At 64.4% G+C, this 26,475-nt stretch carries 23 protein-coding genes; 15 read left to right on the top strand and 8 right to left on the bottom strand.

What is annotated here, in order from left to right:
- The first annotated feature begins 79 nt into the window (after positions 1-79).
- Entirely contained in the window at positions 80-1,834 is a 1,755-nt protein-coding gene (locus FHW83_RS17205) for a GGDEF domain-containing protein (protein ID WP_229224244.1), read from the top strand.
- On the opposite strand, the gene FHW83_RS17200 is transcribed toward FHW83_RS17205, so the two are convergent.
- The 3 genes from FHW83_RS17200 to FHW83_RS17190 form a co-directional block, all read right to left on the bottom strand.
- Positions 1,835-3,073, bottom strand: a complete 1,239-nt coding sequence (locus FHW83_RS17200; RefSeq protein ID WP_176647564.1) for a tetratricopeptide repeat protein — start codon at positions 3,071-3,073, stop codon at positions 1,835-1,837.
- A 104-nt stretch (positions 3,074-3,177) separates the two neighbouring features.
- On the bottom strand, positions 3,178-3,798 hold the full coding sequence (locus FHW83_RS17195) for a PolC-type DNA polymerase III (protein WP_176647563.1): 621 nt from the start codon (positions 3,796-3,798) through the stop codon (positions 3,178-3,180).
- Between the two features lie 8 nt (positions 3,799-3,806).
- Complete coding sequence (locus tag FHW83_RS17190) at positions 3,807-5,057, bottom strand: Hsp70 family protein (protein WP_176647562.1); 1,251 nt, start codon at positions 5,055-5,057, stop codon at positions 3,807-3,809.
- 190 nt (positions 5,058-5,247) lie between these two features.
- Between FHW83_RS17190 and FHW83_RS17185 the strand changes: the two genes are divergently transcribed.
- The 5 genes from FHW83_RS17185 to FHW83_RS17165 all read left to right on the top strand — a co-directional run bounded on the left by FHW83_RS17185 (position 5,248) and on the right by FHW83_RS17165 (position 11,134).
- A complete protein-coding gene (locus FHW83_RS17185; RefSeq protein ID WP_176647561.1) occupies positions 5,248-6,384 on the top strand; it encodes a LacI family DNA-binding transcriptional regulator in 1,137 nt (378 codons plus the stop codon).
- Between the two features lie 3 nt (positions 6,385-6,387).
- Positions 6,388-8,565 carry a 3'-5' exonuclease gene (locus FHW83_RS17180; RefSeq protein ID WP_176647560.1) on the top strand — a complete coding sequence of 726 codons (2,178 nt, stop codon included), beginning with the start codon at positions 6,388-6,390 and terminating at the stop codon, positions 8,563-8,565.
- A 120-nt stretch (positions 8,566-8,685) separates the two neighbouring features.
- On the top strand, positions 8,686-9,213 hold the full coding sequence (locus FHW83_RS17175) for an OmpA family protein (RefSeq protein ID WP_176647559.1): 528 nt from the start codon (positions 8,686-8,688) through the stop codon (positions 9,211-9,213).
- A 133-nt stretch (positions 9,214-9,346) separates the two neighbouring features.
- Entirely contained in the window at positions 9,347-10,786 is a 1,440-nt protein-coding gene (locus tag FHW83_RS17170) for a catalase (RefSeq protein WP_176647558.1), read from the top strand.
- A 69-nt stretch (positions 10,787-10,855) separates the two neighbouring features.
- On the top strand, positions 10,856-11,134 hold the full coding sequence (locus FHW83_RS17165) for a DUF29 family protein (RefSeq protein WP_176647557.1): 279 nt from the start codon (positions 10,856-10,858) through the stop codon (positions 11,132-11,134).
- Here FHW83_RS17165 and FHW83_RS17160 read toward each other — a convergent pair.
- Positions 11,124-12,569 (bottom strand): SulP family inorganic anion transporter, encoded by a 1,446-nt coding sequence (locus tag FHW83_RS17160; RefSeq protein WP_176647556.1) that lies wholly within the window; start codon positions 12,567-12,569, stop codon positions 11,124-11,126. The two genes, FHW83_RS17165 and FHW83_RS17160, sit on opposite strands and share 11 nt — an antisense overlap.
- Positions 12,570-12,738: 169 nt before the next feature.
- On the opposite strand from FHW83_RS17160, the gene FHW83_RS17155 reads away from it, so the two are divergent.
- Complete coding sequence (locus tag FHW83_RS17155; RefSeq protein ID WP_176647555.1) at positions 12,739-12,966, top strand: hypothetical protein; 228 nt, start codon at positions 12,739-12,741, stop codon at positions 12,964-12,966.
- 4 nt (positions 12,967-12,970) lie between these two features.
- On the opposite strand, the gene FHW83_RS17150 is transcribed toward FHW83_RS17155, so the two are convergent.
- The gene (locus tag FHW83_RS17150) at positions 12,971-13,726 is read right to left on the bottom strand and encodes a Crp/Fnr family transcriptional regulator (protein WP_176647634.1); all 756 of its coding nucleotides are present in this window, start codon (positions 13,724-13,726) and stop codon (positions 12,971-12,973) included.
- Positions 13,727-13,940: 214 nt separating this feature from the next.
- Between FHW83_RS17150 and FHW83_RS17145 the strand changes: the two genes are divergently transcribed.
- Positions 13,941-14,798 carry a transposase gene (locus FHW83_RS17145; RefSeq protein ID WP_229224230.1) on the top strand — a complete coding sequence of 286 codons (858 nt, stop codon included), beginning with the start codon at positions 13,941-13,943 and terminating at the stop codon, positions 14,796-14,798.
- 39 nt (positions 14,799-14,837) lie between these two features.
- On the opposite strand, the gene FHW83_RS17140 is transcribed toward FHW83_RS17145, so the two are convergent.
- Positions 14,838-16,892: a TonB-dependent siderophore receptor gene (locus FHW83_RS17140; RefSeq protein ID WP_176647554.1), complete on the bottom strand. Its 2,055-nt coding sequence runs from the start codon at positions 16,890-16,892 to the stop codon at positions 14,838-14,840.
- Between the two features lie 91 nt (positions 16,893-16,983).
- Here FHW83_RS17140 and FHW83_RS17135 point away from each other — a divergent pair, with 91 nt between their 5' ends.
- The 6 genes from FHW83_RS17135 (at position 16,984) to FHW83_RS17110 (ending at position 23,624) form a co-directional block, all read left to right on the top strand.
- The gene (locus FHW83_RS17135; protein ID WP_176647553.1) at positions 16,984-17,343 is read left to right on the top strand and encodes a DUF2946 domain-containing protein; all 360 of its coding nucleotides are present in this window, start codon (positions 16,984-16,986) and stop codon (positions 17,341-17,343) included.
- Between the two features lie 69 nt (positions 17,344-17,412).
- Positions 17,413-19,659 carry a TonB-dependent receptor gene (locus FHW83_RS17130; RefSeq protein WP_176647552.1) on the top strand — a complete coding sequence of 749 codons (2,247 nt, stop codon included), beginning with the start codon at positions 17,413-17,415 and terminating at the stop codon, positions 19,657-19,659.
- Positions 19,660-19,767: 108 nt separating this feature from the next.
- Positions 19,768-20,949 carry an NO-inducible flavohemoprotein gene (hmpA, locus tag FHW83_RS17125; RefSeq protein ID WP_176647551.1) on the top strand — a complete coding sequence of 394 codons (1,182 nt, stop codon included), beginning with the start codon at positions 19,768-19,770 and terminating at the stop codon, positions 20,947-20,949.
- Positions 20,950-21,043: 94 nt separating this feature from the next.
- A complete protein-coding gene (locus FHW83_RS17120; protein WP_176647550.1) occupies positions 21,044-22,030 on the top strand; it encodes an aliphatic sulfonate ABC transporter substrate-binding protein in 987 nt (328 codons plus the stop codon).
- Positions 22,031-22,041: 11 nt separating this feature from the next.
- Positions 22,042-22,920: an ABC transporter permease gene (locus FHW83_RS17115; RefSeq protein ID WP_176647549.1), complete on the top strand. Its 879-nt coding sequence runs from the start codon at positions 22,042-22,044 to the stop codon at positions 22,918-22,920.
- A complete protein-coding gene (locus FHW83_RS17110; protein WP_176647548.1) occupies positions 22,917-23,624 on the top strand; it encodes an ABC transporter ATP-binding protein in 708 nt (235 codons plus the stop codon). Before FHW83_RS17115 ends, FHW83_RS17110 begins: the two co-directional genes overlap by 4 nt.
- Here the strand turns inward: FHW83_RS17110 and FHW83_RS17105 are convergent.
- On the bottom strand, positions 23,621-25,564 hold the full coding sequence (locus FHW83_RS17105) for a TonB-dependent receptor (protein WP_176647547.1): 1,944 nt from the start codon (positions 25,562-25,564) through the stop codon (positions 23,621-23,623). The two genes, FHW83_RS17110 and FHW83_RS17105, sit on opposite strands and share 4 nt — an antisense overlap.
- 93 nt (positions 25,565-25,657) lie before the next feature.
- Positions 25,658-25,984, bottom strand: a complete 327-nt coding sequence (locus FHW83_RS17100; RefSeq protein ID WP_176647546.1) for a hypothetical protein — start codon at positions 25,982-25,984, stop codon at positions 25,658-25,660.
- Positions 25,985-26,042: 58 nt separating this feature from the next.
- On the opposite strand from FHW83_RS17100, the gene FHW83_RS17095 reads away from it, so the two are divergent.
- The gene (locus FHW83_RS17095; RefSeq protein WP_176647545.1) at positions 26,043-26,468 is read left to right on the top strand and encodes a Fur family transcriptional regulator; all 426 of its coding nucleotides are present in this window, start codon (positions 26,043-26,045) and stop codon (positions 26,466-26,468) included.
- Positions 26,469-26,475: the final 7 nt, after the last annotated feature.

Genomic DNA, 26,475 nt, shown 5'->3' with positions numbered 1-26,475 from the left:
CGTGAATTCCGCACTCAAGCCGGGCGCCGGCGCCACAATCACCTATCTGAAACCCCGGGACGATGACGAGGAGGCCGTGTTGCGCGCCCATCTCTACGACATCCTGGCGCGCCGCCAGCTCAGCGCGCTGTTTCAACCGATTGTACACATGCAGACCGGCGAAATCATCGCCTACGAAGGTTTGATACGCGGACCGTCCGACAGCCCGCTGCATGCGCCGATGAATTTGTTCAAGGCCGCGCGCGCCAACGGCCTGACGGTGGAGGTCGAGCACCTGTGCCGCAAGGTGGTGCTGGAGCGCTTTGCCGAGCTCGGCCTGCCGGGCAAGCTGTTCCTCAACGTCAGCCCGGAATGCCTGTTGCAGCGCGACGCCCGCCATGGCGAAACGCTGGAGGTGATCCACCAGATCGGCATCAACCCCGAGCGCGTGATCATCGAGCTGACCGAGAACCAGCCCACTTACGACTACGACCTGATGCGCGAGGCGGTGCTGCATTACCGCAAGATGGGGTTCCAGATCGCCATCGACGACCTGGGCGAGGGCTTTTCCAGCCTGCGCCTGTGGTCGGAGCTGCGGCCGGAATACGTCAAGATCGACATGCACTTCATCCAGGGCATCAACCACGACCCGGTGAAGCTGCAATTCGTGCGCTCGATCCAGGAGATCGCCGAGAAATCCAACACGCGCGTGATCGCGGAGGGCATCGAGACGCAGGCCGAGCTGCTGGTGCTGCGCGACGTCGGCGTGGCGCTGGGCCAGGGCTACCATCTGGGCCGCCCGCATCCGACGCCGGCCCGGGCGGCGCCGGCGGAGGTGGTCAAGGCGCTGTCGCGCAACGGCGTGGCGGTGTATCCGCAGCGCGCCATCGACAAGCAAGCCACCATCCGCAAGCTGCTGCACGAGGTGGAGGCGGTGTCGACCGGCATGAGCAACAACGAGGTGTACGAGATTTTCCAGCGCGCGCCGGACTTGCTGATCATCCCCGTGGTGGATGACGGCGTGCCGCAGGGCCTGATCAGCCGCTTTGTCATGATCGAGCACTTCGCCCGTCCCTACGAGCGCGAGCTGTACGGCAAAAAGTCCTGCCGCCAGTTCATGGACCACAACCCGCTGATCGCCGACAAGGCCACCAGCCTGCAGGAACTGAGTTTCCGCATGGCGCAGGCGGACGCCCACCATTTGTTCAACGGTTTCATCATCACCGACCAGGGCCGCTACCTCGGCATGGGCACCGGCCACGACCTGATGCGCGAGATCACGCAGATGCAGATCCACGCCGCCCGCTACGCCAACCCGCTGACCCAGCTGCCGGGCAATGTGCCGATCACCGAGCACATCGACCGCCTGCTGGAAAGCGGCACCCGCTTCTGGGTCTGTTATTTCGACCTCGACCACTTCAAGCCGTTCAACGACGCGTACGGCTACCGCCGGGGCGACGACGTGATCCAGCTGACCGGCAACCTGCTCAGCAGCTACACCGACCCCGACCGTGACTTCGTCGGCCACATCGGCGGCGACGACTTCATGGTCCTGTTCCAGAGCGAGGATTGGGAGCGGCGCTGCCAGACCGTGCTGGACGAGTTCGGCCGCGGCGTGCTGGACTTCTACAGCACCGAGGACCGCGAGCGCGGCGGCTACATCAGCGAGGACCGCCAGGGCCGGAAAGTGTTTTACTCGTTGATGAGCCTGTCGATCGGCGCGATCCGGGTGGAGCCCCACCAGTACCACACCCATCACCAGATCGCCACGGCGGCGGCGGAATCGAAGAAACAGGCCAAGAAGGTCCACGGCAACAGCCTGTTCCTCGACCGCCGCCAGCCGGCCAGCGGCTGATCACGCCAGCGGCCGCCGCAGCGGGTCGCGCGGCACCCCGCGGCCGCTGCTGTACATGCCGCCCAGGTTGAACTGGGCCAGCGCATGCCCCTGCTCGGCGGCCCGGGCGTACCAGTCGACCGCCTGCCGGTCGTCCCGTTCGACACCGATGCCGTTGGCGTACATCACGCCCAGGTTGTTCTGGGCGCTGGCGTCGCCCTGCTCGGCGGCGCTGCGATACCAGACGGCGGCCAGCGTGTCGTCGCGGCTCACGCCGCAACCGTTGGCGTACATGACGGCCACGTTGAACTGCGCGCTGGCGGCGCCCTGCTCGGCCGCCAGCCGATACCATTGCAGCGCGCGGCGGTCGTCGCGCGCGACGCCGCAGCCGCGCGCGTACATGCCGCCGAGGTTGTACTGGGCCAGCGCATGGCCGGCCTCGGCCGCGCGCTGATACCAGGTCAGCGCCAGATCCAGATCGTGCTCCACGCCCTTGCCGTGCGACAGCAGCACGGCAAGGTTGAACTGGGCGTCGACGTCATCCTGCTCGGCCGCGCGCAGCAGCCACGACACCGCGCGCGGCGGATCGCACGGCACGCCCACGCCCTCGGCGTAGGCCACGCCAACCAGCCGCTGGGCCGCCGCGATGTCCTGCATGGCGGCCTGGCGGAACCACGCCACCGCCTGCACCTCGTTGCGCGCCACGCCAAAGCCGTGCTTGTACATCAGGCCGAGGCGCAGCTGGGCGTGCGGATCGTTTTGCAGCGCGGCCTTGCGGTACCACGCCAGCGCCATCGGATAGTTGCGCGGCACGCCGCGGCCATCGGCGTAGCATTCGCCGAGCAGGGTTTGCGCGCTGGCCAGCCCCTGGTCGGCGGCGCGGCTGAACCAGCTGCAGGCCATTTCGTCGCTGCGCACCAGGCCGCGCCCCTTCCGGTACATCTGGCCGAGGTTTTGCTGGGCCGAGGCCTCGCCCTGGCGGGCCGCGCTGCGGAACCAGTACACCGCCAGATCATCGTCCGGCTCGACGCCGCGGCCATAGTAATACATGGCGCCAAGCTGGTTCTGCGCATAGGCCAGGCCTTGGCGGGCCGCCTTGCCCATCCAGTAGCAAGCTTTGGCCTCGTCGCGCGCGACGCCGTCGCCGGCCTTGTACATGCGGCCGAGATTGAATTGCGCGTAGGCGTCGCCGCGCTCGGCGGCGTCGAGAAACCACCGGTAGCTGTCATATCCCTGCTGGGCCGTGCACTGCTTTTTCATGGCGCACCTCTGGTCAACTTTGTAACAATGTTGACTAAAGTGTAAAACGCACTTTTCGGCGGGGTTTGCGCGCGCTCAATCGCGCCGCGATCAGGAACGACCGCTTATTGTCCGGCGCGCTTCTGGAGAAACTGCGGCACCTTGGCCGCCGCCAGCTTGTTGACGGCCACCAGCAGCTCGGTGTCGACCTGGGCGATGCCGTAACTGGCGCGCAGGTGGCGGCCGATGTGGATCAGCACCTGCGCCGCCACCTCGGCGTCGGCCTCGGCCCGGTGGGCGGCGCTGCGGAACCGGATGCCGAGCGCGCTGGACAGCTGGCCCAGCTTGTAGCTGCCCAGTTGCGGGAACACGCGGCGCGACAGCTTGAGCGAGCACACCAGCGAGGCGTGGCGCGGCGCCAGGTTCAGCCCGGCCGCCTCGGCGCGCAGGAATTTCTCGTCGAAGCTGGCGTTGTGGGCCGACAGCGGGTCGCCGCCGATGAAGTCCAGCAGTTGCGGCACCACTTCCGCCGCCGGCGGCGCGCTGTCCACCATGGCCTGGGTGATGCCGGTCAGGCCGGTGATGAAGGCCGGGATGCGCACCCCGCAATTGACCAGCGAGACGTAACGCTCCACCACCTCGCCGCCGACGATGCGCAGCGCCGCCACTTCGGTGATGCGGTCGCCCATGGCCGGCGACAGCCCGGTGGTTTCAAAGTCCAGCATGACGATGGGTTGGTCGAGCATGCCTGTCCTTAGCCGAATTTACGCACCGCGTCGAGCGCCAGGCCGGCGCCGATGCTGCCAAACAAATCGCCCTCCACCTTGCGGGCGGTCGGCACCAGCGCGCCGATGCGCTCGCGCAGCTTGCGCACGCCGCTGGAGCCGCCGGTGAAAAACACCGTGTCCACGTCTTCGGGCTTGACGCCGGCGTCGGCCAGCAGCTGGTTGACCGTGGTTTCCACCGAGCCGACCAGGTGGTCGATGGCGTCGTCGAACTGTTGGCGGCGCAGCGACAGCGTCACCGGCGGCGCCAGCCGGTCGAGCTCGAGCCGCACCTGGGCCTCGGAGGACAGGGCGATCTTGCCCTCCTCCGCCTTCATGGCCAGCCAGTGGCCGGCGCGCTCGTCGATCAGGCGCTGCAGGCGGCCCAGCTTTTCCTGCTCGTCCGAATCGCGCAGCAGGTCGGACAGCTGGGTCCACATTTTCTTGGTGTAGACCTGGTTGATGGTGTGCCAGGTGGCCAGGTTGAAGTAGTAGCTGGACGGCACCTCGCTGTTGTTGCGCAGGCGGCTGCCGTAGCCCAGCAGCGGCATGATGGACGACAGGCTCAGGTATTTATCGAAGTCGGTGCCGCCGATGTGGACGCCGCCGTTGGCCAGGATGTCGTCGCGCCGCTCGGCTTTCTTGGCGCGCTCGGGCGACAGGCGCACCAGCGAAAAGTCCGAGGTGCCGCCGCCGATGTCGGCGATCAGTACCAGCTCTTCGCGCTCGATCTGCGACTCGTAATCGAAGGCGGCGGCGATCGGCTCGAACTGGAAGGCGATGTCCTTGAAGCCGACCGCGCGCGCCACCTCGGCCAGGGTGTCCTGCGCCAGCCGGTCGTTTTCCTGGTTGTCGTCGATGAAGTGAACCGGGCGGCCGAACACCGCCGAGCTGAATTCGCGCCCGGCGGCGCGCTCGGCGCGATGCTTCAACTCGCCGATGAACTGGGACAGCAACAGGCGGAACGGCAGCGCGCGGCCGCCGACCTCGGTCTGGCCGTCGATCAGGCTGGTGCCGAGCAGGCTTTTCATGGAGCGCATGAGGCGGCCCTCGTAGCCGGCCAGGTACTCGCCCAGCGCGGCGCGGCCGTAGGTGACCTCGTCGTCGTCCGCATTGAAGAAGACGACCGAGGGCAAGGTGGTCTTGCCATCCTCCAGTCCCAGCATCACCGGGTGGCCGGGACGCACCCAGCCGACGGTGGAATTGGACGTGCCGAAATCGACGCCGCAAGCTATGGCCATCTTGCCCCTTCCTTTAAATCAAGGGGCGATATGCTATCAGAAAAAGCGCCGGCGCAGGGAAAATTGCGTCATAGCCACAGGGAAGAGGTTATTTCTTTGCAGAAATACGATATTTGTTGCTAGCAGGTAAGATTTTAATTATCCTAGATTACCTGATAAAAATACAAGGCCAACGCCGCGCCCCGAGACGATGAGCAAAACCAAGCTGACAGTGGAGCACAGCGCGACCGAGCTGAAAGCCGTGATCGCCAGCGAAAACCGCCGCGTCACCTCGTATGACGTGGCGCTGGTGGCGGGCGTGTCGCAGTCGGCGGTGTCGCGCTGCTTCAAGCCCGGCGCCAGCGTTTCCAAGAGCACTTACGCGCGCGTGATGCAGGCGGCCACCCTGCTCGATTACATTCCCAACGCCGCCGCGCGCAGCCTGATCACGCGCCGCTCGAACATGATCGCGCTGATCGTCACCAACCAGGCCAATCTGTACTACCCGGAGCTGCTGGCGGAGATCAGCCAGCAGTTCAACCTGCGCGGCAAGCGACTGCTGATGTTCACTCTGCAGCGCGAGGCCGAGGTCGACGGCGTGCTGGCCGACGTCTGGCAATACCAGGTGGACGGCGTGGTCGCCGCCGCCCGCCTGACCGACGAGCACATCGCCGAGTTCGACCGCCGCCGCATGCCGCTGGTGCTGTTCAACCGCATGCTGCGCGACCGCTGCGTCAACACCGTCAGCTGCGACCACCGGGAGGCGGGCCGGCTGCTGGTCACGCGCCTGGCCGCCGCCGGCCACCGCCAGTTCGGCATCATCGCCGGCGACGAAGACTTGAGCGTGGCCTACGAGCGCCGCCTTGGCGCCTGCGAGCGCATCGCCGAGCTGGGCCTGCCGGCGCCGGTGGTGGTGCCGGGCCAGTATGATTACCGTAGCGGCGCGCAGGGCCTGAAAGCCATCATCGCCCAACTGGGCGGGGTGCCGGACGCGATTATCTGCGGCAGCGACGTGATGGCCATCGGCTGCCTCGACTGCGCGCGCCATGAGCTGGGCATCGAGGTGCCGGAGCAGCTGTCGGTGGCCGGCTTCGACGCCGTCGAGCCGTCCAACTGGATCAGCTACAACCTGACCACGCTGCGCCAGCCCATGCCCAGGATGGCGGCCGCCGCTGCCGACCTGCTGTGCGCGCGCATCGCCCAGCAGGACTCCGAGATCGAAAAGCGCGTGTTCAGCGCCCAGTTCATCGAGGGCGCCACCGCGCGCCTGACGCCGCCCGCGGCCAGCCTGGACACGGCGCCGGCGCGCCCCGCTACCGGCCTGGCGCCGCCGGTCGCTATAATGTAGCGGATGAACCAGTCGAACAATTCTCCCCGCTTCACTCCGCAAGGCCTGATCCCGACCGCTGAACAAAGCGCCATCCAGCTGGCGCAGAACAAGGTGGTGCTGGTGGACGCCAACGCCGGCGCCGCCAAGACCACCACGCTGGCGCTGCGCATCGGCGAGGCGCTGGCGCGCGGCCTGGCGCCGGAACAGATCCTGGCGCTGACCTTCACGCCGGAAGCGAGCGAGGTGCTGCGCCGCCGCCTGCTGGAGGTCGGCGTGGCGCCGGCCATGGCCGACCGCGTCGCCGTGCTGAGCTTTGAGGACTTCGCGGCCTGGATGATGGACCTGATCGACGGCGACAACGTGCGCCAGTGCGGCGAGGCGCGCGCGCTGAAGCACTACGCGCTGCAAGCCATGGACCGCACCGCCGAGCGCTACGCCAACCACGTCGACGGCCTGGAACTGCACACCCACAGCGTGGCGCTGAGCCAGTTCCTCGACGCGCAGCTGGGCCTGAAAGCCAGCATGGCGCTGGAGGCCGACGTCGAGTTCATGGCGCCCGAGGAAGCCGCCGAGATCCTCGGCGTGTCGCTGACCGACTACCTGACCACGCTGGAATACGAAAAGCTGCGCCTGGACGGCGGCGCCGGCGCCGTGTTCCGCGGCCCGTTCGACGCCACCTACGACCTGGCCTGCAATCTGCACGGCGGCGGCCGGCTGGCCGAGCAATTCCCGGACTACCGGCTGGTGCTGTGCGATGAGCTGCACGACCTGAACGAGGCCGCCTTCCGCATCCTCGACGCGCTGATCGACCGGCCGCAGTGCTATTTCGTCGGCGCCGGCGACAAGGACCAGGTGATCCACGCCAAGCTGGGCGCCAGCGACGAATACCTGAACCGCCGCTTCGCCGAGCGCTATCCCAAGCTGCAGCGCTATCCGCTGACGCACACCTGGCGCCACGGCCCGCACCTGGCCTACGCCATGGCCGAGTTCAAGCAAAAGCCGGTGGAATCGCAGCTGCCGCTGCGCACCGAGATCCAGCAAGCCCACTACGACGGCGCCGCCGACTGCGCGCAACGCGTGGTGGCCGCCGTACGCCAGTGGAAGGCGGACGGCCACAGCTACGACGGCTGCGCCATCCTGATCCGCGACCGCCACCAGTCGATGGCGATCGAGAACGCGCTGATCGAGGCCGACATCGACTACCGCACGCCGCCCATGGCCGGCTACCTGCAGCGCGATGAAATCCTGTTCCTGCGCGGGCTGCTGGCGATCGCGCTGCGGGACTTCGGCGCCGTCAAGTCCGAGCAGGTGCGCAGCGCCATCGTCGACGCGCTGGTGGCGTTCAGCGAGATGAAGTTTTCCAGCCACAGCATGGACAACTTCAAGCAACAGATCCTGAAAAGCCCGGACCTGCTGGGCGAGCTGTTCCTGATCGAGGACGAGCGCCGCGACGGCGTCGAACCCGGTTACCGCGAGGTCGCCAGCGAGGCCACCAAGCGCGCCGTCATCGCCGCGCTGGCCTGGCTGGCCGAGGTGGACAAGGAGGCGCCGGCCACCGCCGTGCTGGGCGAGCTGTGCGAGCGGGTGCAGCTGGCCGCCACCGCGCGCCGCATCTTCGTGCGCGCCTACGACGCCGGCGTCATCAACAAGTCGATCGCCAGCCTGCTGGAGGCCGCCAAGGCCTCGGGCCAGAGCCTGCGCGAGTTCTGGAGCGCGATCAACGCGCGCGAAGCCTTCATCCGCCGCAAGCGCGACCGCAAGGCGGTGCTGATCGACTGCGCCGCCAACGCCAAGGGCAAGGAATTCGACCACGTGATCTTGCCGTTCCTGCAAGACGACGAGTTCCCACACCCGCAGCAGCCGCGACGCGAGGAGGAAAACCTGTTCTACGTGGCCGCCACCCGCGCGCGCGCGCGCCTGACCCTGCTGTCGCCGGCCGAGCCGGCCCGGCGCAGCGGCTTCATCGCGCAGCTGCGCCTGCCCAAAGCCTCAGCGGCGGCCGAGGCGGCGCTGGCGCGTAACGAACGCGCCGCCACCGCGCCGCCAACTGTGGCAACATCGCGCCAGTACCTGTCGGCGGGCTTTCATGAAAAGGATGAGGTCAAGGCACTGGGGGCCAAATTCGACATCGCACGCCGCGCCTGGTATGTCGAAAGCGATATGGATTTAACGCCTTTTAAGCCTTGGCTGAAAAAATAATGCATGAGACCAATATTTCCAAGGGAAACCCTTATATAATACCGCTCGCGGCTGGAGGTACAGCCTCACACCCTTGTGTGTCCCTTGTCCCACAAACAAAACCAATTCGGGAGTATTACGATGAAAGCTAAAACCAATCTTCTGCTGGCAGCCTGCACCATCGCTCTGCTGAGCGCCTGCTCGACCCCAGCACCAGCCCCTGCGCCAGCACCGGCTCCAGCGCCAGCCCCGGCTCCGGCACCAGCGCCAGTTGCCGCGCCAGCGCCAGCCCCGGTTGCCGCCCCGCTGCCAGCCTACCTGGACCCAAACAGCTCGATCTACAAGAACCGTAGCGTCTACTTCGACTTCGACAAGTACACCGTCAAGCCGGAATTCGACGCCCTGGTCGCCGATCACGCCAAATTCCTGGCCGCCAACCCGAACGTCGCAATCAAAGTCGAAGGCAACACCGACGACCGCGGCGGCGCCGAGTACAACCTGGCCCTGGGCCAGAAGCGCGCGCAAGCCCTGATCACCGCCCTGAAAGTACAAGGCGTGAAAGAAGGTCAGATGGAAGCCGTGTCGTACGGTAAAGAGAAAGTCACCGGCACCGACGACGCAGCCCGCGCGCACGACCGTCGCGACGACATCGTCTACCCAAGCAAGTAATTCAGGTAGTTTAGAACGCCCGGCACCGCCGGGCGTTTTTCATTGCGGCTCTCCCTTTTGAGAGCGGTAAAAAGTTGTTGTAGTAGTTAAGCTGGAAGTTTCCATTCATCCCCATTCAGGCGAAGGAAGTTTCATGAAAAACCTCACTACTGCTGCCGGCGCGCCGGTTGTCGACAACCAAAATACCCAGACCGCCGGCCCGCGCGGCCCGGTGCTGCTGCAAGACGTGTGGCACCTGGAAAAGCTGGCCCACTTCGCCCGCGAAGTCATTCCCGAGCGCCGCATGCACGCCAAGGGCTCGGGCGCCTACGGCACCTTCACCGTCACCCACGACATCACCAAATACACGCGCGCGGCGCTGTTCTCGGAAGTCGGCAAGAAAACCGATGTGTTCCTGCGCTTCTCCACCGTGGCCGGCGAGCGCGGCGCGGCCGATGCCGAGCGCGACATTCGCGGCTTCGCCGTCAAGTTCTACACCGAGCAAGGCAACTGGGACATCGTCGGCAACAACACGCCGGTGTTCTTCTTCCGCGATCCGCTCAAGTTCCCGGACCTGAACCACGTGGTCAAGCGCGATCCCAAGACCAACCTGCGCAACGCCGAGAACAACTGGGACTTCTGGACCCTGCTGCCGGAAGCGCTGCACCAGGTCACCATCGTCATGAGCGACCGCGGCATCCCGAAAGGCTACCGCCACATGCACGGCTTCGGCAGCCACACCTTCAGCTTCATCAACGCGGCCAATGAGCGTTACTGGGTCAAGTTCCACTTCGTGTCGCAGCAAGGGATCGAGAACCTGAGCGACGCCGAGGCGGCCGCGCTGATCGGCGTCGACCGCGAAAGCTCGCAGCGCGACCTGTTCGACGCGATCGAGCGCAAGGAATTCCCGCGCTGGAAACTGGCGGTGCAGATCATGCCGGAAGCCGACGCCTCCAAAGTGCCGTACCACCCGTTCGACCTGACCAAGGTGTGGCCGCACAAGGATTACCCGCTGATCGACGTCGGCATCCTGGAGCTGAACCGCAATCCGGAGAACTACCATGCCGAGGTCGAGCAATCGGCGTTCTCGCCGGCCAACGTGGTGCCAGGCATCGGCTTCTCGCCGGACAAGATGCTGCAATCGCGGCTGTTCTCGTATGGCGACGCGGCGCGCTACCGCCTGGGCGTCAACCACCACCAGATCCCGGTGAACGCGCCGAAGTGCCCGTTCCACAACTACCACCGCGACGGCGCCATGCGCATCCTGCCGAACGAAGGCGGCAGCACACCGTACGAGCCGAACAGCCGAGGCGAATGGGTCGAGAGCCCGCAGTTCAAGGAACCGCCGCTGTCGCTGGAAGGCGCGGCCGACCACTGGAACCACCGCGTGGACACCGACTACTACTCGCAGCCGGGCAACCTGTTCCGCTTGCTGACGGCCGAGAAAAAGCAGCTGCTGTTTGAAAACACGGCGCGCGCGATCCACGGCGTATCGAAGGCGGTGCAAGAGCGCCACATCTACAACTGCACCCAGGCCGATCCGGCCTACGGCGCAGGCGTAGCCGCCGCTATCGCCGCGCTGGAAGGCAAATAAGCGGTAACTGAGTTGTATCAAACTTCAGAAGGAGCATAGGATTAGCCTATGCCTTTCTGGAGGTGCGACATGCAAACGCTGGTTCAATCCCGCAGCGGCCCGAGCTACGACGACGATCTGGTGCTATGGATAGATGCGCAAATCCATCTGCGAGAGCAGCGCCGCCGAATCGCGTTTTTGCTCAAGGATGCCCCCAGCATGCGCGCTTCGGTGCAGCCGTTCTCGCTGGACTGCTACCAGACCACCCGATACAGGGCGGCATCGGAAACCGGACTGGATCTCAACTCCTTCCCAGCGCAGCTCCCCTACTCTGTTGAGCAAATACTGGACGATTACTTCATACCGTAGCCATCACACCCGAGCGTTGCAGCAGCGTGGCGCAGCGCTTGGACAGGTGCTGCACTTGCAGGGTCTTGCCGGCGCGCGCGTAGCGTTCGCTCAACGTGGCCACCGCCACCACGGCCGAATGATCGGCCAGGCGCAGATGGCGGCAATCGAGCACGGTCTGCCCGGGATCGCCCTGCGGATCGAACAAATCGTTGAAGCGGGCCACCGATGCGAAGAATAACGTGCCGTGCAGCGTGTAGGTCTTGACGTCGTCGACGGTGGCCGCGTCGGCGCGGATCTCGCGCGCATGGCGCCAGGCGAAGCCCAGCGCCGCGATCACGATCCCGCACAGCACCGCGATCGCCAGGTCGGTGGCGACGGTAATCGCGGTGACCACGATAATCAGCAAGGCGTCATGGCGCGGCACCTTGCCCAGCACCTGTAGCGAGCTCCACGCGAACGTCTGCTGCGCCACCACGAACATCACGCCCACCAGCGCGGCCAGCGGAATGCGCTCGATCAGCGGCGATAGAAACAATATAAACAGTAAAATCATTATCCCGCTGACCGCGCCCGAGACGCGGGTGCGGCCGCCGGAACTCAGGTTGATCATGGTCTGGCCGATCATGGCGCAGCCGCCCATGCCGCCGAACAGGCCGGAGGTGACATTGGCCACGCCCAGCGCCACGCACTCCTGGTTCGGCAAGCCGCGCGTTTCGGTGATTTCATCGGTGAGATTAAAAGTCAGCAGCGTTTCCAGCAGGCCGACCACCGCCATCAGCGCCGCGTAAGGCAGCACGATGCGCAGCGTATCCATATTCAGCGGCACATCGGGCAGCGCGAATTGCGGCAAGCCGCCGGCGATGTTGGCCATGTCGCCCAGCGTGCGCACCGGCAGGTGCAGCAGCTGCGACAGCACGCCCACGCCCAGAATCCCCACCAGCGCTGGCGGCAAGGCCTTGGTCAGGCGCGGCAGCAGATAGACGATCACCATGGTCAGCGCCACCAGGCCGCACATCCAGGCCAGCGCGGGGCCGCGCAGCCAGGCGCCATCGACCTTGAAGTGCTGCAGCTGCGACCAGGCGATCACGATCGCCAGGCCGTTGACGAAGCCCAGCATCACCGGATGCGGCACCATGCTGACCAGCTTGCCGAGCCGCAGCACGCCAAACAGCAGCATGATCAATCCGCTCAACACCACCGTGACGAGGAAATACTGCAGGCCATGCTGGGCCACCAGGGCCACGATCACCACCGCCATCGAACCGGCGGCGCCGGAAATCATGCCCGGGCGGCCGCCGAAGATCGCGGTGATGGTGCAGATAAAGAAAGCCCCGTACAAACCGGTGAGCGGATTCAAATGCGCCACCAGCGCGAAAGCGATGCATTCGGGAACCAGCGCGAACGACGTGGTCAGGCCCGCCAACGCGTTTTTAGAAATTTGGGAAGACCACATTCAGGGAAAAATCCGACAAGAAACGATGCAAAAATGCAACAGCCCATCTATTTTACACGGCTGAGTTCGATTTCTCATCGTTATGGGTGAAGTGGCGCACATTCAGGACGGGGTCGACACGGGCACAATGGCACTGCATCGCCGATCAACCAGCCAGTCAAACTACGCCATGACTACCTTGATATCCGCCAGCTACGCCCTGCAAAGACAGAAAATTGCCGTGGAACGCACGCTTTACGCGCGTTCGGCCGAAGAATCCCTGCTGGCGGCCCGCTGGGCCAGCGCCTGGCACAAGCTGGTGCAGCGCAAGCTGGACCAGGACCTGGCGGCGCGCATGCCGGCGCGACGGGAATTTGACGGTTTCCTGATCGACCCGCCTTCCCGCGTCCTGCACTGAATCCTCACGCCGCGTAGCGTTGTTGCGCCGGGCTGGCCGCCACCGCGGCACGGCCCTGGTAGCAGCTGCCGGCGCGGCGCTCCATGCCCTCACGGTCCAGCACGGTAACGCAACCGCGACGATAGGTGATCAAGCCTTCCTGGGCCAGTTTGCCGGCGGCGCCGGTGATGCTTTCGCGGCGCACACCGAGCATATTGGCGATCATTTCCTGGGTAACCTTCAACTCATTGCTCAGCGAGCGATCGAGGCGTTCCAGCAGCCAGCGGCACAGTTTCTGCTCGATGCTGGTATGACGGCTGCCGGCCACGCTTTGCGCCAGTTGGGCGAACATCATGCTGGTATAGCGCATCAATTGCTGGGCCAGCGGGCCGCCGGTATAGAACACCTCGCGCAGCACCGAGGTTTTCAGGCGATAGCCATAGCCGGCGGTTTGCACCACGGCGGCGTAGCTGGCGCGTTCGGTCGGATGCAGGGCCACGCCGACCACCCCCTCACGGCCGACGACGGCGATCTCGGTGGTGGCGCCATCCTCCATCACATACTGGAGGGAAACGATGGCGTTGGTGGGGAAATAGGTGTAGTCGATGGCGTCACCGAAATCGAACAGATGCTTCCCTTCTGGCAAGGTGACCAATTCCAAGTCATTAAACAAGGCCAGCAAATCATCGCGCGACAAGGCGCGCAGCAAATCGTTCTGTTGCGCGCCGATCAGGCTGATCGACTGCTGTGGCGCGGCGGAAGAAGTATGGATCGCATTCATCATATGCCCCTGTGAGTGTCTGTCCAGTTGATGTAGACACTATACGCAGCGACCTAAACTGCCGGTATAGGAGCACTTTGTAGTCCTATGTAGGCTACGAACATTGCAAAATGTCATCTTAGTCCTACGCAAACTCCGGGGTCAGGTCCGCCATTTCTACACGGCCTCGTCTGTAAACGGAACTTTTCTGATTTAGGACAATCATCGAGGGCGCATGGCTGCTTACCCTGTGGTCATGACTCGACCGCTCAGACTCGAATTCCCCGGCGCGCTATACCATGTCACCAGTCGAGGTGACCGTAAGGCGGCGATCTTTTATGACGACACCGACCGCTTGATGTGGTTGCAAACCCTCGGCGAAGTGTGCGCGCGGTTCGACTTTGCCATCCACGCCTTCTGCCAGATGAACAATCACTACCATCTGCTGGTTGAGACCATGGAAGGCAAACTGGCAAGCGGGATGCGCCAGCTGAACGGTGTGTACTCGCAATATTTCAATCGCCGCCACGCGTTGGCGGGCCATGTGTTCCAGGGCCGTTACAAAGCCATTCTCGTGGACAAGGAGAGCTATTTACTGGAGTTGGCACGGTACATCGTCCTGAATCCCGTGCGTGCCGGCCTGGTCCGTGACCCGGGCGAATGGCGCTGGAGCAGCTACCTGCTGACGTCGCTGACGGCATCGCCGCCAGATTGGCTGGAGATAGGCTGGTTGCTCGCCAAGTTCGGCCAACAGGCGCACGCGGCGCAGGAGGCCTACCGCGAGTTCGTGCTGGCCGGCATTGGCGCGAAAACTCCTCTGGCCAACACTTACCGTCAATTAATCCTGGGAAGCAAGCAATTCATCCAGCAGCTTCAAGCGCCTGCGCTCCCGCTGGCCGACAGCGGCATCAGCAAACTGCATCGCAGCGCGGTGCACCTGCCTTTACCGGCCTATCAGGCGAAGTTTCCCGACCGTGACCTCGCCATAGCCGAAGCCTACCGCAGCAACGCCTACACCCTGACCGCCATCGCCCGCCATTTCAACGTCTCACTTGCTACAGCCGGGCGTGCCGTCAAAAAATACGGCCACTAGCGCTGTGCTCGTGTAGAAATGGAGGACCTGACCCCGGATTTAGTAGGTGACGCGGAGTTGCAGGTAGGCGGTGCGCGGGGCGCCAGTCATGCGGCCGGCGTTGCCGTCGACGTTGCGCGTGTAGTAGCGCTTGTCCGCCAGGTTGTTGACGCCCGCCGCCACTTCGTACGCGCCCGGCTTCCACGACAGCTGCGCGTTCCATACGCGGAAACCGGGGATCAGGCCGACGCCGCCGTTGGCCGCTTCCGCCACCGTGTTGGCCGTGTCCGAATATTGCTTGGTTTGATGCGTGCTCAACAGGTTGGCGGTCCAGGCGCCAACGCGGTAACGCGCCCCCAGGGTGTCGGTGTTGCGCGAGTAGAATGGCACGTCCAGCCCCGCCGTCGCGCCCGATTCCTGTATCGCTTTGGTGTAGGTGTAGTTGGCGTAGACGTTCAGGCCGGCCAGCGCGCTGGCTTGGTCGAAGCTGTAGTCGAGCGCGGTCTCGATGCCGTCGTGCTTGGTCGCGCCGATGTTCTGGAAGGTCGCCGGAACGATCCCCGGCACCTGCGCGATCTGGTTGTCGAACTTGAGCTTGAACGCGGTCACTTCCGCGCTCAGCGACGCGCTCTTCCAGCGCGCGCCCACTTCGGCGGTCTTCGCCAGTTCCGGCTTCAGCGGATTGGCCGGCGTCTGCGAGTTCAGCTGCGTGTTCTGCACCGCGCCAAACGAGGTGGTGTAGTTGGCGAACACGGTCAAGTCGCGGTTCACCAGATACGCCACGCTCAGCGATGGCAAGGCTTTGTTGTTGTCGGTCTCGAAGCTGGACCTGGCGCCGACGTCGTCCCGCGTCGAGGAGATTTTCTCGTAGCGCACGCCCGGCGTGACGCGCCATGCCCCCAGCGCGATGCGGTCGTCGATGTAGGCCGCGTGCGCGTCGGTGCTGTTGATGAAGGTGGTGGTGGCGCCGTTCACGCCTGTCGCCACGGTCTGGATGAAGTTGTTGTCGTCGCCACGCTCGCGCAGATAGCGGTAGCCGACCGTGACGTCATGCGTCAGGCCGCCGGCGTTGAAGCGCTGGGTGTAGCGCGGCTCGATGCCGGTCACTTTGTAGTTGCGCGGTTGCCAGGTGAGCTGGGTCCTGGCCGCGTTGATCAGGGAGCTCTGGCGGAAGCTTTCGTTGTAATACGCCTTGACTTCAAATTCCTGCGTGGCCGAGATGGTGTTCAGGTAGCCCACGTCCACGCCCTTGCGGTCGCCGCTCCAGAAGTCGGTCGGCCGCGTGTTCTGGAATGGATCGGCCCGGTATTGCGCCACGGTCAGGCCGCCCGGCGTGCGCGACAGCACGTCGTAGTACGAGACTTTGCCGTAGACCTCGCTGTGACTGTCCAGCGGATAGCGCAATTTCACGGCGACGTCGTTGACGCGCTCGTCGCTGCCGGCGCGCCATTCGGTGCCTTCCATGCCCGAATACATCAGCGCGACGCCGAGACCGCTGGCGGCGGTGCCGCCCACGAAGGCGCTGTACTGGCGGTTGCTGCCCCCTTGGCCGAAGTCGTTGTAGCGGATGGAGGCGTCGCCGCTCAGGCCCTCGCCCTGCGGGATCTCGCGGCTGCGGAAGTTGATGATGCCGCCGACGTTTTGCGGGCCGTAACGCACGGCGCCGCCACCGCGCACGACGTCGATCGATTCAATATTGTTCAGACTGACCGGCGCGAACGACAGTTGCGGCTGGCCATAGGGCGCCACCGCCAGCGGGATGCCGTCCAGCAGCACGGTCGAGCGCGGCGAGTAGCGCCCGGTCAGCCCGCGCACGCCGATGTTGAGCGATATCGCGCTGCCGGCGGTGCCGGAGTTGTCGCTTGCCTGCACGCCCGGAATGCGGCGCAGCACGTCGCCGATGTTGGCGGCGCCGCTTTCAGCGATATCTTCCTTGCCAACCACGGTGCGGGCGCCGGCAAAATTCTTGACGCTGTTTTGCAGGCCGGAACCCAGCCAGCTGCCGGACACCTGGATGGTTTCCATCGGCGCGTCGTCGGTTTGTTGGGCTTGCGCGGCCGGCGCCAGCAAGACGGATACAGCGGCAGCCAGCGCGGTCAACTTGAATTCAGGCATGTGAAGAATATTGATGTTTGGAATGCCGTGAATGATAACACTTCTCATTCTCAATTTCCAGCGCGCAGCAACTTTGCTTTATAATTAACGCATGCTCAAGACCCTACGACGCCAGACGCTGCACTTATGGATCGCCATGCTGGCCGTCCTGTTTGCCGCGCTCGCGCCGACGGTGTCGCACGCGCTGGCCGCGTCCACCTCCAGCGTGCTGTCGGAGATGTGCTCGGTGGACGGCCCCACCAAGAAGGCGCCGTCCAACACCATGCACGGCATGGAGCATTGCCCCTACTGCGCCACGCACGGCGGCGCCCCGGCCCTGGAGCCGCCGGCCTTGAGCGGCTTCGCCGTCATCGGCGGCCATGATTTCTACCCACCGCTGTTCTACACCGCGCCGCAACCGCTTCATACCTGGAGCACCGCCAGTCCGCGCGGGCCGCCCGCCCTTTCCTGATCGTTCGCTTTATTCCGCAGTCCACGCCCGCGTGGCCTGCGGCCGTTCATATGCATCATCAGGAATACCATGAAAACCACTATGTCCCCGCTCGCATTGGCGTTGCTGGCTGTCTTCGCGACCGCCCACGCCGAGGAAGCACCGCATACCGTCAACATCGTCGGCACCCGCCCTACTTCGCTGCCGACGCAGATCCCCACCACGATTGAAAGCATCACCCGGGAGGATATCGAGCGCGATATCAACGCCACCGATGCCGAGGATGCGCTGAAGTACCTGCCCAGCCTTCTGGTCCGCAAGCGCTACATCGGCGACTACAATCACGCCGTGCTGTCCACGCGCGCTTCCGGCACCGGCAACAGCGCGCGCTCGATGGTGTACGCCGATGGCATCCTGCTGTCCAATTATCTGGGCAATGGCGCCACCTTCGCGCCGCGCTGGGGCATGGTCAGCCCCGAGGAAATCGAACGTGTCGATGTGCTGTATGGCCCCTTCTCCGCGGCTTACGGCGGCAACTCGGTCGGCGCGGTGGTCGATTACGTCACCCGCATGCCGACCACGTTTGAAGCCCACGCCAAGCTGACGCTCACCCATCAGCCATTTAAGCTGTACGGCAGCGATGACAAATACGACGGCAAGCAAGGCAATTTCGCGTTGGGCGACCGCGCTGGCGCGTGGTCGTGGTTTATCGATTTGAGCCGCACCGACAGCGAAGGCCAGCCGCTGACCTTCCCTACCCGCCTGCTCAGCGCTGGTGCCGCTGGCGGCGGCGCGCCGGTGACCGGCGCGGTGGCGGGCCTCGATCGCAACAACAATCCATGGTATCTGCTGGGCGCCGCCACGCAGTATCACACGGTGCAGGAACAGCTCAAGGCGAAACTCGCCTACGACTTTTCCCCGACCATGCGCGCCACCTATACCTTCGGCTTGTGGCGTAACAATTCCGAGGGCCGTCCGAATTCCTATCTGCGCGATGCCGCCGGACAGCCGGTGTACAGCGGCGCGATCAATATCGATGGCCGTGGCTACACGCTGGGCCAGACCGATTTCAATCTATCCAACGAGGACCTGCGGCACGTCATGCACGGCCTGACGCTGAAGACCAACACCAGGGGCGTGTTCGACTGGGAGGTCGCGGCCAGCCTGTATGACTACGACAAGGACCAGCTGCGCGCCGCCACCATCGCGCTGCCCGCCGCGCTCGACGGCGGCAAGGGGCGGCTGGTGAATCAGGGCGGCACCGGCTGGAACACCTTGGCGGCAAAGGGTGTGTGGCGTCCGAATGCCGCGCACATCGCGGAATTTGGCTACCAGCGCGAAGCCTATAAGCTAAGCAGCACCGAGACGCCGACCGACAACTGGATCGACGGCGCGCCAGTCGGCAATCCGACTTCGCGTTTCGCCGGCCGGACTGAAACCAACAGCTTGTATGCGCAGGATACGTGGAAGTTCGCTCCGCATTGGAAGACGGTGCTGGGCGCGCGCTTCGAGCATTGGCACGCGCACGACGGCGTCACCGCCAACGCCACGGCGGCGGCACGGCATGCGGAGCGCACCGAGAATTATGTTTCGCCCAAGGCCGCGCTGGCGTATCAAGCGAGCGAGGATTGGCTGCTGAAAGCGTCGCTGGGCCGCGCGGTGCGCATGCCGACGGTGTCCGAGCTGTATCAGGGTGGCGTCAACGCGGCCGGCCAGTTGACCAATAACGATCCGAATCTCAAGCCGGAAAAATCATGGACCACGGAGCTGAGCGGCGAGCGCAAACTGGAGGAAGGCTATCTACGCCTGACGGCTTTTGGCGAGCGCACCACGGACGCGCTGTACTCGCAGACCAACGTGCTGGTGCTGCCAGTGGTCACGAATATCCAGAACGTGGACCTGATACGCACCAAGGGTCTGGAGATTTCATACACGACCAAGTTGTTCGGCCTGGACGTGAGTTCCAGCCTGACGTGGACGGATTCCAAAATTATCCGCAACGACAAGGCGCCCGGCAGTGTCGGCAAATGGCAGCCGCGTATTCCGGAATGGCGGGCGACCGGCGTGGCGACCTACGCCTTCGACGACAAGTTGTCAGCCACGCTGGCGGCACGCTACAGCGGCAGGCAGTATTCAACGCTGGATAATTCGGACGTCAACGGCTTTGCCTATCAAGGCTCCAGCAAATACTTCACCGCCGACGCGCGCCTGCACTATCGCATCAACCGGCAATGGAGCGTGGCGCTGGGCGTGGACAACCTGAATAACTACCAATATTGGAATTTCCACCCTTACCCGCAACGCACCTACGTCGCTGAACTGAAGTTCGATCTCTAAGCCCCGACTGATGCGCCGTCAAAGTTTTTGACGGCGCTTGCCGCACATTTAAACATTCATATGATATACTTCTTTACGTCAAAACTTCATAACGACCGAGAGAACATCATGCTGAGCACCGAACATAAAGCCATCATCACCGCCACCGTTCCCATTCTTGAACAAGGCGGCGAAGCCCTGACGCGCCACTTCTACCAGACCATGTTCCGCGACTATCCGGAAGTGAAGTCGCTGTTCAATCAGGCGAATCAGACGGAAGGCACGCAGCAGCGCGCGCTGGCCAATGCGGTGCTGATGTACGCGAAGAATATCGAGAAGCTGGAGAATCTCGGCCCGCTGGTGAGCACCATCATCAACAAGCACGTCTCGCTGCAGATCCAGCCGGAGCACTACCCCATCGTCGGCGCCTCGCTGCTGAAGGCGATCCGCGAGGTGCTCGGTGCGGAAGTGGCGACTGACGCGGTGATCGAGGCCTGGGCGGCGGCCTACGGCCAACTGGCCGACATCCTGATCGGCGCGGAGGAAGGCATCTACAAGCAAAACGAACAGGCGGAAGGCGGCTGGCGCGGCGCCCGTGCCTTCAAGGTGGTTTCCAAGACCGTTGAAAGCGACGAGATCACGTCCTTCGTAATGGCTCCGGCCGATGGCGGCAAGGTGGTCGCGCACAAACCAGGCCAGTACATCGGCCTGGCGGTGAAGGTGAACGGCACTGAACAGCGCCGCCAGTATTCGCTGTCGGCGGCAGCGAATGGCACCACCTATCGCATCAGCGTGAAGCGCGAGCAAGGCGGCCTGGTGTCGAACTTCCTGCACGATCAGGTGAATGTGGGCGACAGCATCGATGTGTTCCCGCCGGCCGGCGACTTTGTGCTGGCCGACAGCGACAAGCCGCTGGTGCTGATCAGCGGCGGCGTAGGCATCACGCCCACCCTGGCGATGCTGACGGCGGCGCTGACCAGCAACCGTCCGGTGCATTTCATTCACGCGGCGCGCCACGCCGGCGTGCATGCCTTCCGCGATCATATCGATGCGCTGGCGGCCAAGCACCCGCAGCTGCAACGCTTCTACTGCTATGAGAGCGCCGACGAGAAAGCACCGCAGCCTGACGCCACCGGCTACCTGAATTCGCAGCATCTGGCCAAGTGGCTGCCGGTGACGCGCGACCTGGAAGCGTACTTCCTCGGCCCTACGCCATTCATGAAGGCCATCAAGTCGCACTTGGCCGAGTTGGGCGTGCCGTCGTCGCAGACTTACTATGAGTTCTTCGGCCCTGCGGAAGCCCTGGCTTGATGCGATTTTCGACTATATAAAGCCGGATTTCTTCGTGTACTCGGGTAGGCGCGGATGCAATACTTAAAGCATCCATGCCTCACTCAAGGAAAACATGAAGCGCAGAACCCTGTTGAAACTGGCGGCCGGCAGCGCCGCCGTTGCCGGCTTTTTTCCTGTCTCGCTGGTCGCCGCGGCGCCGCTCAAGGAGTTGCGGCTCGACTATGCTTACTATTCGCCCGCCAGCCTGGTGCTCAAGCGCTTTGGCTGGCTGGAAGAGGACTTCAAGGCCGATGGCGTGCAGGTGCGCTGGGTACTCAGCGCCGGCAGCAATCGCGCGCTGGAATATCTGAATGCGAACAGTATCGATATCGGTTCCTCGGCCGGTCTGGCGGCCTTGCTGGCCAAGGCTAACGGCAATCCGATCAAGACACCTTACATTTTCTCGCGTCCAGAGTGGACGGCGCTGGTGGTGCGCAAGGATTCCAGCATTCGCTCTGTCGCGGACCTGAAGGGGAAGAAGGTCGCGGCCACCAAGGGCACCGATCCTTATCTGTTCCTGCTGCGCTCCTTGCAGACGGCTGGCCTGAAGCGCAGCGATATTGAACACGTCAGCTTGCAGCACGCGGATGGCCGCGCGGCGCTGGAGCAAGGCAAGGTGGATGCCTGGGCGGGCCTGGATCCGCACATGGCGGCCAGTGAGCTGGAATCCGGCTCGAAGCTGATTTACCGGAACGTGGCGTTCAATACGTACGGCTTCCTGAACGTGCGCGAGGACTTCCTGGCCACGCGGCCGGCGGAAGTGGCGCGCGTAATCAAGGCCTATGAAAGAGCGCGCGCATGGATACGGGCCAATCCGAGCGAGGCGGCCAAGATCCTGTCGGAGGAAGCCAAGGTGTCGCTGCCGGTGGCGCTGCTTCAGGTGAAGCTGCGCAGTGATTTCAGCAATCCGCAGCCGGGCAGCGAGCATGTGAAGGCCTTACAGGTGGCCGCACCGATTCTGAAAGACGAGTCGCTGGTGAAGGCCGATACGGACCTGAACCGCGCCATCGCGGAGCTGGTCGATACGCGCTTCGCCCAACCTTACATCGCCCGGGCCTAGGAGCGGCGGCGATGAGCAGCCAACTGGCCACCCCGACAGCCGCCCCATCCCGGCAAGAGCGCCGCCACGCCATCGCGGCGGCGGCGCAACTGGCGCAGGCCAAGGTGGCGGCAGCGCCACGCGGCGCCGCCGGGGAGCGCGCGCGGCGCATCCTGCTTGCCTTGCTGCTGCCGGTGACGGCCATGCTGGCGATCGAGCTTTCGGTGCGCGGTGGACTGATTCCATCCAACCTGCTGCCGGCGCCAACACAAATCCTCGACACGCTGCGCGACCTTGGCGCACAAGGACTGCTTGGCCACATCGCCGCCAGCACGGCGCGCGTGGCGGCTGGCTTCATCGCGGGCGCGCTGCTCGCCATCCTGCTCGGCGCAACCGTGGGCTTGAGCCGCCGCGCCGAGGCGATCCTCGATCCGACCTTCCAGGCCTTGCGCGCCATTCCTTCGCTGGCGTGGGTGCCGCTGCTGCTGCTCTGGCTGGGCATCGACGAGGCGCCGAAGATCGTGCTGATCGCCATCGGCGCCTTTTTCCCGATTTACATGGGCGTCGCTTCCGGCATACGCGGCGTGGACCGCAAGCTGATTGAAGTCGCGCGGCTCTACCGCTTATCCAATGTCGCGCTGACCAGGCGCGTGCTGCTGCCGGCCGCCCTGCCCGCCATCCTGACCGGCTTGCGCAACGGTTTGAGTCTCGCATGGATGTTCATGGTGGCCGCGGAACTGATCGCCGCCAGCAAAGGCTTGGGTTACCTGCTGTCGGACGGCCGCGAAACCAGCCGTGCCGACATCGTCCTCGCGGCCATCTTCCTGCTGGCCATTCTCGGCAAGATCAGCGACACGCTGATGGCCGCCATTGAAAAACGCAGCCTGGCATGGCGCGACAGCTACGCATGAGCATTGCACTCGATATTCACGTTGAAGAAAAGCGTTACGGCGCCCGCACCGTCCTGCGCGACGTCAGCCTGCAGCTGCAGGAAGGCGAGATCGTCAGCCTGATTGGCGCCAGCGGATGCGGCAAAAGCAGCTTGCTGTCCATCGCTTCGGGACTGGACCGCAACTTCAAAGGCGAGATCAAAGTAGGCGGTGCGCCGCTGAAAGGCCCGAGCGGCGACATCGGCTTCATCTTCCAGGAGCCGCGCCTGTTCCCATGGCTGACAGTCGCGGAGAACGTCGCCTTCGACAGCGGCAACGCGCTGGCCTCGCAACGCCTGGTCACACGGCTGCTGGCCGAAGTCGGGCTGCAAGACCATGCCCACGCCTTGCCGAAGCAGCTCTCCGGCGGACAAGCCCAACGCGCCGCCATCGCGCGTGGCCTGTTCACACAACCGCGCGTGCTGCTGCTCGACGAGCCCTTCTCGGCCGTCGACGCCTTCACCCGCATGAAGCTGCAGGACCTGCTGCTGAAGGTGGCCTACCAGCACAAGCTCACCGTGCTGCTGGTGACGCACGATATCGACGAGGCGCTCTACCTGAGCGACCGCATCGTCCTGCTGGATGGCGGCCTGACCGAGTTTCATCCCGGCCCCGCCCCGCGCAAGCGCGGCGACGTGGAGGCGGCCCAGCTCAAGGCCGCCATCCTCGACAGCCTGCACGTTTAGAACTTGGCGCGCACGCCGAACACCACGTTACGGCCTGGCAGTGGCGCGATATCCTTCAAGACCGAGGTCGATACGCGGATCTCCTCGTTGGTGAGGTTCTTCGCCAGCAGGAACCAGGTCAGGTCGTAGTCGCCGACTTTCTGAACGTACGACACGTTGGCGTTCAACTGGTTGTAGCCCGGCGTGTCGGTGGTTTCAAACGATGCAAGACGATCCTGCGACTGCGCATGCACCAGCGACAACCCCGCGCGCCATGGGCCCATCTTGTAGGCCGTGCTCACGCCGACGCGGGTTGCCGGTTGCAGCGGCAGGTTGCCGCCGCGTTCCAGCTTGCCGCGCGAGGTGTCGGCAAACACGCGGCCCGACCAGCCGGCGCCGGTCGGGTTGTATTCCAATTCCGCTTCCGCGCCCTGGATGGTGGCGTCGGCCTGCTCGAAAATACGTTCGCGCAGTTCATCACCGGGATTGCCCTCTTCGTCCAGCAGATTGCCGGTGATATGGCCGTAGATGAAATCACTGACCTTGTTGCGGAATACGTTGGCCTTCCAGCGCACCAGCCCCGTGGTCTTCTGGACGTTGATCTCGATATTGCGCGAGGTCTCCTTCTTGAAATCGGCGTTACCGATGTCGAAGGTGACGGTGGCGTCGTGCGGGCCGCTGGAATACAGCTCCTCGGTGGAAGGCGCGCGCTGTGCATACGAGAAGGTCGCGCCCAGCGCGTAGCCGTGCACGAACGGCCACTGGCCGCCCACCGATGCCGATTGCAGGTTGAACGAGCGGTTCACGCCCGTCACCGGCTCGCGCTTGACGCGCTCCACGCGGCCGCCGGCGTTGAACTTGACCGGGCCGAAGTCGGTTTCTTCCACCAGGAAGGCGGCGTTGGAGGTGGAATGCGTGACCGGCACGGTATCCGGGCCGCCTTCCGCGCTCAATGCGGAGAAGTTGGTGTTCTCGGTCTGCACGCCGAAGGTGCCGTGCCAGCCGGCGATTGGCTTGTGGGTCAGCTCGAAGCGCGTTTCCAGCGAGCGGTTCTTGAACAGCACTTCGGGCGCGCCGTCCTCGCCGATCTCGGCGTGCTTGTAGTCGGTGTAGCCGGCCTTGAACTTGAAGGTCTCGAAGCCCTCAAAAGGCGACTTCACCAAGCTGTCGATGTCGAAACGGTTCTGCTTCTGGTCGATCTTCGAGCCTTCCGCGCTCGGAATGCCGTACACGTTGGACAGGCGCGAGGCCGAAACGCCGACGAAACCCCAGTTGTCGATGTAGGACCCGCCAATGCCGCCGGTGCGCGAGCGCGTGTCCGAATGCGCCAGGCGGCCGACCGGCGTGTTGTAGTCATCGGCGTTGCGCAGGTTGCCGTCGATGTGCCAGGCCAGCTTGTCGACCGCGCCGTCCAGCGTGCCGGACGCGTTGCGGCCGCTGTCGACCGTGCTGCCGCGCGCCTCCATCTGGCCGGTGAGCTTCGGTTCCAGCGCGGTCGGAATGCGCTCGTTCACCACGTTGACCAAGCCACCGATGGCGCCCGAACCATACAGCAGCGCGGCCGGGCCGCGCAGGATTTCGATCTGCTGCGCGGTCGCGCCTTCCGCCGCCACCGCGTGGTCGTTGGACAGGCCGGAAACGTCGGAGACGGCCATGCCGTTCTCCAGCATCTTGACGCGCGCGCCTTCCAGGCCGCGAATAATGGGGCGCGACGCGCCCGCGCCAAACGCGGATGCCGACACGCCCAGCTCCTGCGACAGCGTCTCGCCCAGCGAGCTGCCGGATTTGTCGCGCAGCTCATCGCCGGCCAGCACCTTGGCCGGGGTCAGGATCTGGTCGTTGGCGCTATTGCCGAACGGGTTGGCCGTCACGACCACCTGGGGAACGACCGGCGTCTGGGCGAAAGCCAGCGAATAGGCGGACAGGATCGCGCTGGCCAGCAGCGTGCGTTGAATCTTCATAAAAACCTCTAGCAAAATGGATGACAGCTCGCGCCGCACGACCTTGCGGCGCGCGGCGGCGAATAACTCAAAACTCGGGACGGATTTTGGGTGTCAGGCCAGAGGGGGAGCGCGGGACTGGAAGACGCAGGTGGTCCGCTCGCAGGCGGCCAGCGTGGCCGGCATGCTGACCGGGCCGGTGCTGAGGGTGGAGATGGCCAGCGTCAGCGGGGAGCTGGTGATGGCGGCGCCCATCTGGGCCACCGATACGCATTCGGCGCAGACCTTGTGGACGGCCACGCGCTTGCGATGCTCGGCCTGGTCCTCGTCGGAGAGTTGTCCAATGAGCTGGGCATTTTGCTGCTCGGCGCCGCTCCAGTGGGTATAGGCGTGCGTCACCCCGATCTGCTGCGTCAGGAGCAGCAGAAGCGCGAGCAACACATGAACTATGGGGAGGCGGCGAATCATGGCCGGTATTCTAGCGTGATAAGATGGCGGGATGCAAACCTCCATCGCCGAATCTCAAATCCGCTCGACCGGCGCGCGCGTCACCCGCCAGCGCGTGCTGGTGCTTGATTTTTTGCTCACGCAGGATAAATCGCTGACCCATCACGAGATCCAGTCCCACCTCGCCCAGCAGGCGCACGCCGAGATGGACCCGGTCACCCTGTACCGCGTGCTGGAATGGCTGACCGAGCATGAGCTGATCCACCGCATCCCCGGCGCCGACCAGGTGTGGCGCTTCAGCGCGGGCGCCGGCCATCACGCGCACGAACACGCGCACTTCCAGTGCACCAAGTGCGAACAGGTGACCTGCTTCACCGACGTCGCGCTGCCGCGCAAGATCAAGCTGCCGGCCGGCTTCCACACGCAGGAAATCGACTTTCTCATCAAGGGAACTTGTCCGAAATGCAGCAGCAACTGATGGTATG

Source organism: Duganella sp. SG902, from assembly GCF_013376005.1.
Lineage (GTDB): Bacteria > Pseudomonadota > Gammaproteobacteria > Burkholderiales > Burkholderiaceae_D > Rugamonas.
The sequence above is the reverse complement of the archived record's forward strand: the minus strand, read 5'-3'. Positions and strand labels throughout refer to the sequence as shown.

Excerpts from the sequence above, each read along its gene's own strand:
- FHW83_RS17155 (WP_176647555.1), top strand. The coding sequence starts at position 12,739 with ATGACTACCTTGATATCCGCCAGCTACGCCCTGCAAAGACAGAAAATT.
- FHW83_RS17120 (WP_176647550.1), top strand. The coding sequence starts at position 21,044 with ATGAAGCGCAGAACCCTGTTGAAACTGGCGGCCGGCAGCGCCGCCGTT.
- FHW83_RS17195 (WP_176647563.1), bottom strand. The coding sequence starts at position 3,798 with ATGCTCGACCAACCCATCGTCATGCTGGACTTTGAAACCACCGGGCTG.
- FHW83_RS17095 (WP_176647545.1), top strand. The coding sequence starts at position 26,043 with ATGCAAACCTCCATCGCCGAATCTCAAATCCGCTCGACCGGCGCGCGC.
- FHW83_RS17200 (WP_176647564.1), bottom strand. The coding sequence starts at position 3,073 with ATGAAAAAGCAGTGCACGGCCCAGCAGGGATATGACAGCTACCGGTGG.
- FHW83_RS17145 (WP_229224230.1), top strand. The coding sequence starts at position 13,941 with ATGGCTGCTTACCCTGTGGTCATGACTCGACCGCTCAGACTCGAATTC.
- FHW83_RS17165 (WP_176647557.1), top strand. The coding sequence starts at position 10,856 with ATGCAAACGCTGGTTCAATCCCGCAGCGGCCCGAGCTACGACGACGAT.
- FHW83_RS17180 (WP_176647560.1), top strand. The coding sequence starts at position 6,388 with ATGAACCAGTCGAACAATTCTCCCCGCTTCACTCCGCAAGGCCTGATC.
- FHW83_RS17115 (WP_176647549.1), top strand. The coding sequence starts at position 22,042 with ATGAGCAGCCAACTGGCCACCCCGACAGCCGCCCCATCCCGGCAAGAG.
- FHW83_RS17130 (WP_176647552.1), top strand. The coding sequence starts at position 17,413 with ATGAAAACCACTATGTCCCCGCTCGCATTGGCGTTGCTGGCTGTCTTC.
- FHW83_RS17105 (WP_176647547.1), bottom strand. The coding sequence starts at position 25,564 with ATGAAGATTCAACGCACGCTGCTGGCCAGCGCGATCCTGTCCGCCTAT.
- FHW83_RS17175 (WP_176647559.1), top strand. The coding sequence starts at position 8,686 with ATGAAAGCTAAAACCAATCTTCTGCTGGCAGCCTGCACCATCGCTCTG.
- FHW83_RS17185 (WP_176647561.1), top strand. The coding sequence starts at position 5,248 with ATGAGCAAAACCAAGCTGACAGTGGAGCACAGCGCGACCGAGCTGAAA.
- FHW83_RS17135 (WP_176647553.1), top strand. The coding sequence starts at position 16,984 with ATGCTCAAGACCCTACGACGCCAGACGCTGCACTTATGGATCGCCATG.
- hmpA (WP_176647551.1), top strand. The coding sequence starts at position 19,768 with ATGCTGAGCACCGAACATAAAGCCATCATCACCGCCACCGTTCCCATT.
- FHW83_RS17110 (WP_176647548.1), top strand. The coding sequence starts at position 22,917 with ATGAGCATTGCACTCGATATTCACGTTGAAGAAAAGCGTTACGGCGCC.
- FHW83_RS17170 (WP_176647558.1), top strand. The coding sequence starts at position 9,347 with ATGAAAAACCTCACTACTGCTGCCGGCGCGCCGGTTGTCGACAACCAA.
- FHW83_RS17190 (WP_176647562.1), bottom strand. The coding sequence starts at position 5,057 with ATGGCCATAGCTTGCGGCGTCGATTTCGGCACGTCCAATTCCACCGTC.
- FHW83_RS17150 (WP_176647634.1), bottom strand. The coding sequence starts at position 13,726 with ATGAATGCGATCCATACTTCTTCCGCCGCGCCACAGCAGTCGATCAGC.
- FHW83_RS17140 (WP_176647554.1), bottom strand. The coding sequence starts at position 16,892 with ATGCCTGAATTCAAGTTGACCGCGCTGGCTGCCGCTGTATCCGTCTTG.
- FHW83_RS17160 (WP_176647556.1), bottom strand. The coding sequence starts at position 12,569 with ATGTGGTCTTCCCAAATTTCTAAAAACGCGTTGGCGGGCCTGACCACG.